The following is a 13,178-nucleotide window of genomic DNA, read 5'->3' as shown; positions in this document are numbered from 1 at the left end:
TCCATCACCAGTAGCGGAAGCTCCCAACGCCCCGGTCGAGAGTAGCGCCACGAGCCTCGCGACCGCGGCGCGAGTGCCGTCTGCTGCGCCCGCGCCGAGTGGTGCTGCACCCGCGCCGAGTGGCGCTGCGCCCGCGCTCGCGCGCCGCGCGCCGGCGCGCGGCGCGAACGCCGTTGCGGCACCCGGCGATTCAGGGCAGAGGATGCCGCCGCCACGGACGACCGCGGCGGCGCCGGCGACATCGATGCCAGAGCCCTTCGCGGGGCCGCCGAGGTACTGAACGATGTTTCGAAAGTCCATCGCACGGATCGCGGTCGCGAGTTCGCTCGTTATGGCTGCGCCGACGGTCGCGCTGGCGGCGCCCGGTAGCGCGCCGGGCGACGTGATGACGGAGAAGGTGCGCGAGCTGCACAAGGAGGGCAACGCGCACTACGCGCGCGGCGACTACGAACGGGCGCGCGTGGCGTACCTCGCGGCATGGGCGCTGCAGAAGCGCCTGCAAATCGCGGGCAACCTCGCCGAGGCCGAGATGAAGCTAGGGCGCTTCCGCGACGCGGCCGAGCACCTCGCCCACTACCTGCGCGAGGCGCCCAAGGAGCAACCGCCGCCGCCAGCGGCCGAGATCCGGTCGGCCGAGGCGCTGTACGCGGCGGCGCGCGCGCAGGTGGGCGCGCTGTCCATCGCGACTCTCGAGAACGGCGCCGAGATCCTGGTCGACGGCGAGGTGGTGGGGGTCGCGCCGCTGCCGGCTCCGGTGTTCGTGGAGCCCGGGATGCACACGGTATCGGCGCGGCGAGGCAGCCGCTTCGGGGCGCGCCAGGTGCGCGTTGACAAGGGCGGCGCGGCGTCCGTCGAGGTGGTGCTTGAGGAGGGGAATCTGGGCGCGTCAACGACGCCGCCGCGCGCGGAGCCACCCCACAGCGCAGCGCCGCAACCGCCAGCGAGCGCGTCGCCGGAGCGGCCAGCGGGCGGGGCGCGGCTGCCGCTGGTGCCGATGGTGATCGGCGGAGCGCTCGGGGTGGTGGGCCTCGGCGTGGGCGTGGGGTTCACGCTGGCGGCAAACGCGAAGGCAATGGAGATCGACGGGCCGCTGCGCGTCGGAGACGGCAATCGGTCGGCTTGCTACCAGAGCCAGAGCGCGGCGTGCGCGAGGCTCGGCGACGCGGTGGACCAGCTCGATGCGTTCACGAGCACGGCGGTGATCGGGTACGTGGTGGGGGGTGCGGCGATCGCAGCAACGGCGGGGTACGTGCTGTGGTCGAGGTCCGCGGGAGACAGCCAGGGCAACGCGCAGGTGATGGCGGCGCCGTGGCTTGCGCCAGGAAGCGGTGGGGTCGGCGTGGCGGGGCGCTTCTGACGTGTGGGAACGGCGGCAGGGTGAAGCGCTGGGCGCGATGAGGGAGCCGATGCGAGGCAGGCCGAGAGCGAGGGGCTGGAAGGTCGCGGTAGCGAGCGCGGCGCTCGGGATGGCGGCGGTAGGGGGCAGCCTGGCGGGGGGATGCAGTTCGCCGTGCGAGCGGTCGCAAACCTGTCCGCCGGAGGCGTCGGGCGCGACCGAGGGCGGCGGCGCGCCGTCGAGGTGCGTGCCGAGCGAGAGCGGAGCGCCGGTCGACGACGCGTGCGGTGTGTTCGTGGCGGCGGCCGGCGACGACGGCGCGGAGGGGACGAAGGCGGCGCCGCTGGGCACGCTGGGGGCGGCGATCGCTCGGGCGCGGGAGAACAGGACGGGGCGGGTGTATGCGTGCGCCGAGACGTTCGAGGTCGAGGCGGCGGTGGAGATGCCGGCGGGGGTGACGCTCTACGGCGGGCTCGACTGCGCGGGCGGCTGGGCCTACGCGGGAGCGAGCGACAGCGCGAGGACGACGCTGACGGCGATCGAGGGCGTGATCCCGCTGGCGCTGCGGGGCGGCGAGGGAGTGGCGCGGGTCGAGGACGTGGCGATCCTGGCGCGGAGCATCGACGCGAGCGATCCGGAGAAGCGCGGGCTGTCGTCGATCGCCGCCGTGGCGGAGGCGGTGGCGGTGGAGCTGGTGCGCTGCGCGCTCGAGGCAGGCGACGCGGCGCCGGGCGAAGACGGCGCGGCGCACGCGGAGCCGGCGCAGCGAGGAGGCGACGGGAGCGCGGGGAATGCGGCGTGCTCGGCCGAGATCGTCGCTCCGGCCAATGCACCGGTGAATGCGTGCGGCGCGCCGGAGGATCCGAGCGACGATTCGCTCGGCGGTGTCGGCGGCGTTGGGCTGCAGAGCAGCGGCGGCGCGGGGAGCCCCGGTAATCCGGGCAGCGGGATGAACGGCGGCGCAGGCGAGGTCGCTGCAGCGTGCACGCCTGGCACCGCGGGCGACAGCGGCATCGAGGGAGAACCCGGCGCCGGCGCGCGTGGTGTTGGTGAGATCGCACCGAGCGGTTACACGGGGGTCGCGGGCAGCGAAGGCGCGCCCGGGACCACTGCACAGGGCGGCGGCGGTGGCGGCGGCGCCAAGGGAGGCGTCGCCGCGAGCCAGTGCACGGCTGGCTCGGCGGGAGGCGCCAGTGGCGGCTCCGGCGGCGCTGGCGGCTGCGGAGGCGCCGGCGGAAGGGGCGGCGGCGCGGGCGGGTCGAGCATCGCGCTGGTGAGCCTCGACGCGACGCTCCTGTTCCAGGACGTGACGATCGCCACCGGCCGCGCCGGAGACGGCGGCGCTGGCGGTCCTGGCCAGGACGGCGGCGCGGCAGGCGCGGGCGGACCTAGCGGCGGCTTACCGGAAGGCGCCACGAGGCTACGGCCAGGCTGCGCCGGAGGCCCGGGCGGCACCGGCGGGCGTGGCGGCACCGGAGGCGGCGGGCTGGGCGGGCACGCGGTCGGCATCGCGCACGTGGGCGCGGCGCCGCCGACCGAGGGCGTGACGTTCGCGGTAGGCAAGGCCGGCGCGGGTGGCGTCGGTGCGGACGCGGAGCACAGCGGCTCGCCAGGGGTCCAGGCCGACGCAATGGCGTTCGAGCAGAACAAGCGGCGCTGAGCGCGAGTGGCCGAACGCTGACCGGAGCCTGACGGCGAGGCGCGCGGTGACGGCGCTCGAGGCGGCTCGACTCGGCGATTCGATCGGACATAGCAGCGCGTGGTCAGGTCTGTTGACCGGCGCCGTTGCAGGTGTGGCGCTGGCGGCAACGGTCGTGGCCGTGGTCGGCACCGGCGGCGTGGCTGCGGTGCCAGGACGGCGGCGTGGCGGGCGCGTGCGGCCCGTGCGCTGATCCTACTCAGGGAAACGCAGCGTCTCGGCGGCGGTCCCGTCCGGCCCCGCGATCGTGTCGCCATTCCAGTCCCAGCTCATGCCGCCCTTGCCCGGCGGTCCGATCTCGAAGGTGACCCCCTCCAGGGTGAGCTGGTTCTCATCGAGGTAGGCGATGCCTATCGTGTCGCCGCCACGCCCTGGGCCACCGAAACCGCCCTCGCCCCCGTAGCCGCCCGTCCCCCCGCCACACGACCAGGTGCCGTCCCCGACGGCGCCCCCCGGCGCTCCTCGACCGCCTGGTCCACCGCGCTCCGGCGGGCCCCCGTCGCCACCCGGTCCCCCGCCGCGCGCCGTGATCACGCTGTCGCGCACGGTGAGCTTCGCCGCGTTGAGCGCGACGATCCCGATGCTCGGGTGCCCGTTCGCGCCCCCTTGACCGCCTCGGCCGCCGCAGCCGCCGGCGCCTCCGGAGCCGCCGCCGGCGCCGCCCTTCGAGGCCACGCCGCACACGGCGAGCCCGCCGCGACGGCCGCCGCCTCCGCCGCCACCTTGACCGGGCATGCCCCTGCCGCCCTCGCCTGCCGTGTCGCCCTCCCACCCGGTCTCGCTGATGCGCCCGATCCCCTCACCGCCCGCCCCCACCGTGCCCAAGGCTCCAGAACTCCCGGGAGACCCGCTGTGGCAACCGACGTCTTCCCGGTCTGCATGACCGCCGCGCCCTGAGTTCGTGGGGTTCAGCGTCGGGGCCGGGGCGCCGGCGTCGCCATCCTCGGCGCCGTCGGGCAGCCCATCGCCGCCCTCGCCGCCGGTGCTCGGCGCGCCGCCCTCACAGGGGTTCACCACCGCCGGCCCCCCGGCGACCGTGGCGGCGGTACACGCGTCCCCGCCGTAGAGCCCGTCGGGGCCGGTCGCTGCTCGGTTCGGCCAGGGCCACTCCTCGCCATCAGCGCCAGGCGGTCCGTAGTCGGCCTGAATCTCGCTCCGGATGATCTCCACGGCCGTGTTCGGCTCGATGATCATCGAGATCGGCCCATTCCCGTCCAGGAACATGTCGGCGAGCGTCGATACGCCGTCCGCGGCGCCCGTATCGCTCGGGCTCGCCGGCTCGACGAATACCAGCGGACCGGCGTAGTTTGTGCCTCCGCTGTACAGCGTTGACACCTTTTTTCTCTCGTCGCGCACCCAGTGCACGCAGTTGAATCCTCCCAGGAGATCGACGCCAGACGGCAATCGCACGCTCTCGCTGAAGCTACCATTGCAAATGAAGACGCGCCCTCGTCGGGTGCGCGCCAGGTTGACGGCGTGCTGAACGGAGAGCAGGGGCTTCGCCTTCGTTCCGGGGTTCTTGTCATCGCCGCCCCCGTAGAGCCTGGCGACGAACACGCCGCAACCATCGTCGAGAATGCCGGAGGCGATATGCTCCAGGCAGACCGATTCCGGCGGCTCATCGCCTTGGCACAAGGCGCCATCGCAGGGCGGTCCGCCCGCATCGCTTGGACCGGGGGCAGTCCCGCAGCCGGTCGCCCACGGTGACAACATGAGGGAGAGGGCTGCAACGGTCGTCCATCTCATCGGCATCTCCAGTGGCGAGGCGCCAGCACCTGGCGGTTCATTGCGGCGGTTCCGGGTCGGGGGCATCGAACCGATACCAAAAATCGGCACGTCCTGAAGCTCCCTGGCTCCTCTCGTCCCCCGAGGCTGCGTTGCCGGCGAGCCCCCCCTCACCGCCACTGCCGTGGGTGACGATCGCATCCGAGGCAAGTGTCACAGTGGCGGCTACCGACGCAATCCCGAGCGAGTGGCCGCCGAGGCCGCCACCGGCATCGCCGCCGCGACCACCGTCGCCGCCAATACCGCCGCTGCACGCGGGCCACATGTGACTGTTGCCGGCAGGTGGCTTTCCGAAGGTGCCACCGTACGAACCAACGCCGCCCAGTTGGCCCGTTCCGCCGACGCCACCGCGGCCACCATCGCCCGCGACGACCTCGCTGTCCTCGATGGTCAGGACGCTCCCCTGCAACGCAACGATCCCGATGCTCGCACCGCCGTAGCCGCCCCCCTTGCCTCCGAGGCCACCGCAGCCGCCGCCGCCCCCGGAGCCGCCGGCCGCGCCGCCCTGCGGCAGACCTGCGCGACAAGCCGTCATGGGACCGCGCGATTTGCTGCCGCCGCCGCCGCCCCCGCCTTGGCCGATGCCACCCTTCTTTCCGTCCCCGCCACGAACGCCGATCCAGCCGTCGACATCGAGGTAACCCACGCCAGCGGCGCCGGCAGCACGGGCGCCGTCGTCGCCCTTGGCTCCATCCTCACCCGGCTTGCATCTCTCACTCGCGGCGCCGGCCCCCCCAAGGCCGTGGCCTTCCGGATTCTCCGCGGGTGCTGGCTGTCCTGTGGTGCCATCGCCGCCCGCATCGATCCCGCCATCACCCCCGTATCCGCCCGTCGACTCGGTGCCATCTCCACAAACGGTCACGGCCGGTCGGGCCCCCATCACGACGTCCGCCGTGCAGGCGTCCGCGCCGTCGTTGCCCAGCGCGCCGTCCTGGGCACGGTCCGCGGGCGCGTCCTCTCCCGCTTCGCCGTCCTTGCCGTCGGCGGCCTGCACCTCGCTCGATCGCACGACGGCCCTGGCGCCTGAGCTCAAGCTCACCGCGATCGACGACTTGCCATCCCTCGCGGAGGCAGGGGCCGCCACGACACGCACGCCGAAGATCATGGACGTGGCGTCCGTGGCGTCCTCCTCTGCCCCGAGGACGCGCAGCGGGATTCCTACCGGCGGCGCGATGGTGGTCAACTCATCGGGCCCAGCAAACGACCCCCCGTACGACCAACCGCCGCCGTCGCAGAGACGGGCGCCCCAGAGGTCGACACCCGAGGGCAACGTGATCGCCTCCTCGAACGTCCCGCCGCAAGCGTACACGCGCCGGGTAGGCGTCTCACCGTTGCTTCGCCCGCTCGCGGCGAGCCCGACGGCGTGTTGCAAGGTCCTCACCGGCGCGCCCTTCGTGCCGGGGTTCCTGTCATTACCGTTCTCGCTGACAAATACCCCGCACTTGTCGAGCGCCGGCGCGCTCTGGGGCTGTCCTTCGCACGGTCCGGGCGGCGGCTCCGGATCCGGGGCGCACGCATACACCTCCCAGCAAACATCGGCGTACGTGCACGCCGGTAGTGTGCTGGCGCTCCACGCGCAGAGCGTGAGAGCCAAGACCGACGTCCTCCTGCTTCGGCCTTCTTGCGAACGCGTCTCCACGGCTCCCGGTGTCCTCACCACAGCCCCCCGATGTTCACGCCCATCCCGTGCCCGGTCGCCACGGGCGAGACGTGGATCCGCTCCTGAGCGGGCGTGTGTCCCAGGAAGGAGAAGTCCGTGAAGAACGACGCGGCGGTCGCCGCCCCGATGACGCCCCCTGCGATGACCAGGGCCGTGCCTGCGACTCCGGAGAGGTTGCGCTCGTCGCGCAGGCGGAGAAGCTCAGCACACGCGGAGCGCTGCGGCGCTTGCCAGCACATGGACGAGCTTGTGGTCGGGTCGCGGTTGAGCCCGTCCCGCAGCTCGCTCAGATCGCCGTCAAGCCTGCTGGCCCGGACCATGAGGAGGCTGCCCACCGACACGGTAGCCGTCGTGACAGCGATTCCCGCGATACGCAGCGTCCCCGGCCACGAGGCCCACGGGCTGGGGGCCTGCGACCGAACAGCGAGCGTAGAGCTCAGCGCCTTGTGTGCTCCCTTCGGTGCTGCCGCCGCCGCGTCCTTGGTGCTACCTGAGGAGCGCGGCAACTGCATCAGCATCTCGTGCTCCTGTCCCGGCATGGCGGTGAACATCTGGAGCGATTCCTCACGTCCCGCCGCGCGAGCCCGCACCATGTGTTGCCCGGCCTCGAAGAACAGCTTGTGGGTCCGCGCGGTCCTGCCTACGGACTTGCCGTCGACGAGCACCTCGGCGTCCGGCGGATCGGTCGCGAGCAACAACGTCGCGACTTGCGCCGTTGCCTTCCGCAATCCGTCCTCGAAGCGAAGCTGGAGGGCTACAGGGAGCGCCTCGCGTTGCTCAAGGCTCCAGGCGAGATGCTCGGCCGCATCGCGGTACCTGCGCAACATCAGCGCACAGAACCCGAGCTCCCCGGCGATCTCCGCGCGCTCTCGCGCCGTGGTCGAAGATGGCTCTGCTGCATCCAGGGCCGCCTTGTAGGCATCATATGCCTCGGTCCATTTTCCCGCTGCACGAGCCCTCTGCCCAGCGCGTACAAGGCCTTTCACTGTCGAACCATCGCTTCGTCGCGGCGTCCCAGCAATGCTCTGAGCGCTGGCCGGGCTCACAAAACCGGTGGCGGCACCCAGCATCAAACAGATCGCCAGTGAACGTAGGGCGCACCGCATGTGCGCGACGGTACTGACGCCATCCTCGCGGCGTCAACCCTCAGTGGTTTCCGTCAAATGGATCCATGGCGACAAAGAACCGATCCATCCCGGAATGCGTTAGTCCGTTCCACCGCGACGGAACTGGAGAAGGGGCACACAACTCTGCCACATTGGCACACATTATCCGACCAAAGTTGGCCGCGCCTTCACTTTTCTGAACCCTTCGGGGCGGCTCAGGTGTGCTACCCGCCGTGGCCAAGCGCGCGCTCACGTCCATCAGCTTCGACCTCTTCCGGCGCCTGGTGATCCTTCGCGGTGTGCCGGCGCGAGACGCGGAGGACGTCGCGCAAGAGGCACTGCTGCGGGGCTTGGAAGCGGAGCAGCGGATCGAGCCGGGCGGGGATTCGGCGCCGTACCGCGTCACGATTGCGCTCAACCAGGCGCGCAATCATGTGCGCGACTCGGGCCGCCGCGGCGAGGTCCTGACGTCCTTCGACGAGCGCGAGCCCCACGGAGGGGGCCCCACGCCGGAAGACCTGCTCCGCCTGCGGCAGCGGGCAGAGCTCACGCGGCACCTGATCGCTCAGGTCGACCCCAAGTACCGGGACATCCTCATCAGGCACGAGCTGGAGGAGACTCCGCTGGTCGAGATCGCGGCCGAGCTCGGGCTCAACATCCAGACGGTGAAGACGCAGTACCGGCGGGCGCGCGAGGAGCTGGACGCGCAGACGCGTCGGTGGCAGGCGCAGCAGCATTCTCGCGGCTGGGAAGAGGACGCCTGCGTTGCGACACCGCTCGCCTTCGGGTTCCCCGATCGCGCGTGGTGGGTGGCCACCCTGCGCCGTTTCGGGGTGAGGCTCCTCGTGCAGGGTGCGTTCGTCGTTCTGGCGGGCGCTCTCGTCTCCGGCGTGGCGCCCGTGGCCGGCCTGGCATCGTGGCTGCGACCGGCGGCGGTCCGGGCGCTTGAGACGGCGCCCACCGCAGAGGACGTCAGGGCGCCCGCTCTAGCAGACGGCGCCGCCATCGCCGCGCACGCGGTCTCGTGGCCGGCCGGAGATCGCAACGCGGGCGTTGGGGTCGTCGTAAGCAGCACGGCCGCTCCCGCGGTGACGACGGCTCCTCGTCCCGCCTCGCCGGGGGGCGCCGTGCGCCCCGCCGTCAGCCAGCGGGAGAGGAGCCTGGTCAACCAGGCCCGGAGGGCAATCGAGGCCCATACCGCCCTCGGTTACCTCGAGGCGCGCCGGCTGCTCGAGGCCCACGCGCGGGAGTTTCCGCGCGGGCCGTTCGCTGCGGAGCGCGAAGCGCTACTGAAGCAGATTCGCTGAAGCGTCGGCTGTTCACTGGCGGTTAAAAGGCGGTAGCTCCGATGCTGTCGTCGATAGCAGAATTGAGCACGACGCTGCCAGGTGTAGGAAGCCCCGGAGCAGCCCGACGCCGACCCCCGTCCACGGAAGCCGGCCTACGAGCGGAAGCGCAGCCGGCGACCCAGCGGAGTATACATGGAATCCGAGAATCACCGCTCAAGTCTCAAGCAGTTGACCGAGCGAATGGAGTGGCGCATTGTTCCACTGAGCAAGAGCCACGTACAGGCTCTCATCGAAGAGGGCTTCAACGCTTACTACAGCGCTCCAGCAGGCAAGGTGGCGACAGCGCTGCTGACGTTGGCTCGATTGGTCCTCGACGAGGCGACCCCTGGAAATCGGAACGAGCCCGAAGCCACTGAAGCCCGTGTGCCGATCTGTCGCATCTCACCGCTCGAGGAAGCGTTGACCCGTTGGGCTGAGGTCGATGAAGAAGGACAACAGCGAATAGTTACAATCCTGGACGTGATGGGCGCCAAGGACCCCGCCGCCCGCGCTGCCCACGCGGTTCTGGTCTGGACCGCGCAGGTGTACAGACTCGCCACGAGAGCCGGTGTAAATGGTTGATGTGCGCCAATGCTGCGCCATCAGCTGCTCGTCGAAGCCCCGTCGTCGCCCGCGTCGAACCCGTCGGCACAACCGAGCCCAGCCGCGGCGTCCCTCACGCCGGGAAGCCCGCTCTCCTACAGCTTGTTCCGATTGTTTCGAGCTCGGATCCTGTGCCATGCCCACGGCTCGACGTCCTCAGCAGCAAGGCGAATCGCCTGGATCTCGTGCGTTGCGACCAGGACCTTCGCTCCCCGCTCGACCTTGATCACGACGACCTCAGGGAATCTGGCGTCGAGGATGCGGACGCGCCTCGCTTGCCACCACGGATCGACCCAACCCGGCGCCCTCCCCACCACCAGATCGACGACCGCGTCCTTCTCGTGGGCGCTCTTCAGCTGTTGGCGGAGGTTCACGTCGCCGGGCAGGGCCCAGTCGGTGGCCAGCATCTCGTCGACAGAGCCCCAACGAAGGCGAACGGCGCCATGCAGGACACCATACTGGTAAAGGGCGTGAAGCGCCTTGACATCGCTCTCGATCTGACGCGCAAGCCGCCGGTGGTCTCCTCCCAGAAGGTAGCGCGCCACCGCCTCGGGCTCGCCCAGCGGACGGCGGATGCGGGTGGTCCCGGCGATGAGAAGCTCCGGCGTGATCTGCAGGGCGCGCCCTGCACAGTTCAACCACCTCGACTTCTGCGGCGGCTCCAGTTCCACCACCCAGCGGTGGTCGGCGTTGAACCCCAACGCGTGAAGCGTGTCGTGGATGTGGAGGCCCGCGATCACGTTGAAGCGCTCGAGCCGACCGGCGAGCTCGGCGACGTCGCGACCGATGAAGGTCTGGAAGGTCTGGATCGATCGCTGGCCGACGTCGAGCACCGCCACGGCCTGAGGATCCTCTGCGGAAGGCACCACGCGAAGGACGGCGCGGCGGGCCATGCGCGCGATCTCCTCGAGCTCGGCGTTTCGTCGCGCCTTCGCGTCGGGTTGCGGTTCCACGCGACGGACCACGCAGCGCGTCCCCGACGCTGTGGGCTGCTCCCGCTCGACGAGCACCGCCTGCGGCAGCCCGCGGACCGCCCGCCGCATCGCGACCAGCCCCGGCGCGCCAGGGTTCAGCGAGAGTCGCCCGTCCTCACCCGTGAGGAAGAGGTCGCTCATGCCTGGCCCGTTGCGCGGGCCGAGCTTCTCTCGGTACGTGGTGAGCCCGGCGAGGAAGGACTCGATCTCCTCGGCGGTCATCGGCGCCCGCCGTGCGTCGAGCACGGCCGCCGCCTGTCGAATCCATGGCAAGCTCGTCACGGATCGACCGCGGAAGGCCACCTCTACCTCCTCGTTCGACAGCGGAACGTCGTCGCCGGGCACAAGAGGCTCGGGGGTCGGGCGTTGGCGCGTCGCGCGTCGGTTCCGGAGAGCGGTGGTTCGCACCGCCGTGCGCACCGTCCAGATATCGCAGTCGAGACCGAGGTCGGCGACCTTGCGGTACCTCAGATCCCGCATGACACGGCGTGCCTTTGAAGCGACCGAGCGGAACTCGGGATCCTTCGAGGCTCGCGGACTCGGATTTGCCATGGCGTGCACACCCTACCGCAATGTCCGTTCCGATTCAGCATCGCCGGCGGTGCCCAAGACACTCTAGATCGAGTGGAAGACGGCCACTCGCGAAATCGAAAATCGGCTGAGAAGATCGAGAACCCAACCGGAAAGACATCCAACAGCAACAACATTACGGACAGCCGCATGTTTTTCCACACCGCCCGACCACCATGGCGACGGATCTCGGACGTAAACTGGCGAACAAACGTTCGCGTCGCTGGGCAGCGAGCGTGCAAGGGGTGCAAGGGGCGGGGACAGCAGGACCACGGCGCTGCAACCGGAGACGACGCGCAGACCGGTCACCTCGACGCCGCTCCCGCAGCCGCTTCGAGCCTGACGACGAGCGGCCGACTGCCCGCACGTTCGCGCGCTCCGAGATACAAAATTGAGCCCCTCAAGACCGCCCCCGGCGGCTGATCTGCACGCGCGCAAGTTCGCGTTCTAATTCGATTTTTCGCGCTCGTGGACAAGGACGTCTCGCTCCGAGACACCTCCCGCCAGAGATACCTTTTTGTGCACCTCGGCGGGCCCTGCATCAGGCTCGCCTCGAACCGATGCCACAGCGGGCCATGCCAAGCCCCGTCGCACGAGCTGCCGGCGGCGAAGGGGCAACCCATCCTAGCTTCCGCTGGCCACGCGCGCACGAACCCAAGGGAATGACGATGAAAGGCGATGCAGCAAGAAAGGACCTGGTCGGGCATGAGGATCGTCTCCTCACGCCCCGCGAGCTCGCGCGTCTCCTCCGCGCATTCGCGCACATGATCGAAGCCGCTGCGAACGATCCCGGGCCGGAGCTCCCTCGCCCGGTCCGCCGGCCCTCTCGCGCCGCGGCTCTGCCCGCAGCGTCTCCGCTGACGCAGGCCCGGGCCACGGCCGCGCTGAAGAAGCTCGGTGTGCTACCCTGAGGGCCGCATGGGCGAGCAACGCAAAGGCCGGCATCTGGTCCGCGTCACGATCAACGGCGAGCGCCGCCGGATAGGCTCCTGCGCGACCGGGGAGGAGGCCTAGGAGCTGCGCGCCGCCGTCTACTCGCGCGCCAGCGACGTCGCCGGCATCACCCTCCGAGCCTGGGGCGAGCAATGGCTCGACCGCCGAGAGCGGCTCGACGGCCTGCGCAGCATCTCGACCGACCGTGGCCGCTGGCGGACACATATCGAGAACTCCCCGCTGGCCAGCATGGCACTTGTCATGATCACGGCGGGCGACGTCGACGCCTGGATATGCGCCCTCCAGAAGAAGCTGACCGCGACACCCTACCGCGCTCCCAAACCGCTCTCCCCCGCCACGGTAAAGCAGGTCATTGGGCTGCTCCGGCAGATGCTCGACGACGCCATGCCGCAGCACATCACCACGAATCCCGTGGCCGCGCTCAAGAAGCGCGTCCAGAAGGCCACCAAGCGCCGCGCCCGCGACGCCACCGTCGAGCCCTGGACCTACCTGGAGCCGGAAGAGCAGCACCGCCTCCGCACCAGCGACGCCATCCCCGAGGCCGACCGCTTGATCATCCTCTTCGCCCTCCTCACCGGCCTCCGCCAGGGCGAGCAGTTCAACCTCGAGCTCGCCGATCTCCGCCTCGACGCCGACGCCCCGCACGTCGTCGTCCGCTTCGGCTCGAAGAACCAGCCCCCCAAGAACGGCAAGATCCGCCGCGTCTACCTCTCCGCCGACGCCGTCGACATCTGCCGCCGCTGGCTCGCGCTCCTCCCCACCTACGCCCCGCACAACCCTGAGGGCCTCGTCTTCCCGGGCGCCCGCGGCGGCCGCGTCTCCAAGGGCAAGACCCCGCTCATCCGCAGCGAGATGGTCACCCTCCCGACCGGCCGCCGGAAGCAGAAGAAGGTCGACCTCTTCGACCGCCACCTTGCCGCCGCCGGCATCACCCGCCCGGTCCGCTGGCACGACCTCCGCCACAGCTGCGCCAGCTCGCTCGTCGCCGGCTGGTGGGGCCGCCGCTGGACGCTCGAGGAGGTCCGCGAGCACCTCGGCCACACGTCGATCGCCTCGACGCACCGCTACGCGCACCTGAGCGAGACGGCCATCAAGGGCGCCGTCCGCCAGACGCCCGGGTGGGCACCGCTGCTGCCCACCTCCCCCTCGATCCCGCCTGAGGT

8 protein-coding genes and 1 pseudogene are annotated in these 13,178 nt (G+C 70.9%); 5 read left to right on the top strand and 4 right to left on the bottom strand.

The window, feature by feature from the left end:
• Positions 1-331 precede the first annotated feature (331 nt).
• Together WMF43_RS17915 and WMF43_RS17910 are read left to right on the top strand one after the other, a co-directional pair.
• Positions 332-1,357, top strand: coding sequence for a tetratricopeptide repeat protein (locus tag WMF43_RS17915; protein ID WP_437681656.1), 1,026 nt, complete (start codon positions 332-334; stop codon positions 1,355-1,357).
• A gap of 226 nt (positions 1,358-1,583) precedes the next feature.
• On the top strand, positions 1,584-2,996 hold the full coding sequence (locus WMF43_RS17910) for a PGRS family protein (protein WP_437681654.1): 1,413 nt from the start codon (positions 1,584-1,586) through the stop codon (positions 2,994-2,996).
• A gap of 234 nt (positions 2,997-3,230) precedes the next feature.
• Here the strand turns inward: WMF43_RS17910 and WMF43_RS17905 are convergent, their stop codons facing one another.
• Genes WMF43_RS17905 through WMF43_RS17895 form a run of 3 tightly spaced genes read right to left on the bottom strand, consistent with a single transcriptional unit; the run spans position 3,231 to position 7,307 of the window.
• Positions 3,231-4,781, bottom strand: coding sequence for a hypothetical protein (locus WMF43_RS17905; RefSeq protein WP_437681653.1), 1,551 nt, complete (start codon positions 4,779-4,781; stop codon positions 3,231-3,233).
• Between the two features lie 37 nt (positions 4,782-4,818).
• Entirely contained in the window at positions 4,819-6,414 is a 1,596-nt protein-coding gene (locus tag WMF43_RS17900; protein ID WP_437681651.1) for a hypothetical protein, read from the bottom strand.
• 59 nt (positions 6,415-6,473) lie between these two features.
• Positions 6,474-7,307, bottom strand: coding sequence for a hypothetical protein (locus tag WMF43_RS17895; protein WP_437681649.1), 834 nt, complete (start codon positions 7,305-7,307; stop codon positions 6,474-6,476).
• Between the two features lie 512 nt (positions 7,308-7,819).
• Here WMF43_RS17895 and WMF43_RS17890 point away from each other — a divergent pair.
• A complete protein-coding gene (locus WMF43_RS17890; protein WP_437681648.1) occupies positions 7,820-8,893 on the top strand; it encodes an RNA polymerase sigma factor in 1,074 nt (357 codons plus the stop codon).
• A gap of 174 nt (positions 8,894-9,067) precedes the next feature.
• Positions 9,068-9,496, top strand: a complete 429-nt coding sequence (locus WMF43_RS17885; RefSeq protein ID WP_437681646.1) for a hypothetical protein — start codon at positions 9,068-9,070, stop codon at positions 9,494-9,496.
• A gap of 116 nt (positions 9,497-9,612) precedes the next feature.
• Here WMF43_RS17885 and WMF43_RS17880 read toward each other — a convergent pair whose 3' ends face one another.
• Positions 9,613-10,971, bottom strand: a complete 1,359-nt coding sequence (locus WMF43_RS17880; RefSeq protein WP_437681644.1) for a hypothetical protein — start codon at positions 10,969-10,971, stop codon at positions 9,613-9,615.
• Positions 10,972-12,243: 1,272 nt separating this feature from the next.
• Between WMF43_RS17880 and WMF43_RS17875 the strand changes: the two are divergent.
• A pseudogene (locus WMF43_RS17875) lies at positions 12,244-13,038 on the top strand (tyrosine-type recombinase/integrase); the annotation flags it as partial.
• Between the last annotated feature and the right edge of the window lie 140 nt (positions 13,039-13,178).

Source organism: Sorangium sp. So ce131 (assembly GCF_051519095.1).
Lineage (GTDB): Bacteria > Myxococcota_A > Polyangia > Polyangiales > Polyangiaceae > Sorangium.
This window is presented reverse-complemented; position numbering and strand designations above follow the sequence as displayed.

Excerpts from the sequence above, each read along its gene's own strand:
- WMF43_RS17905 (WP_437681653.1), bottom strand. The coding sequence starts at position 4,781 with ATGAGATGGACGACCGTTGCAGCCCTCTCCCTCATGTTGTCACCGTGG.
- WMF43_RS17915 (WP_437681656.1), top strand. The coding sequence starts at position 332 with ATGGCTGCGCCGACGGTCGCGCTGGCGGCGCCCGGTAGCGCGCCGGGC.
- WMF43_RS17880 (WP_437681644.1), bottom strand. The coding sequence starts at position 10,971 with ATGCGGGATCTGAGGTACCGCAAGGTCGCCGACCTCGGTCTCGACTGC.
- WMF43_RS17895 (WP_437681649.1), bottom strand. The coding sequence starts at position 7,307 with ATGTTGCGCAGGTACCGCGATGCGGCCGAGCATCTCGCCTGGAGCCTT.
- WMF43_RS17885 (WP_437681646.1), top strand. The coding sequence starts at position 9,068 with ATGGAATCCGAGAATCACCGCTCAAGTCTCAAGCAGTTGACCGAGCGA.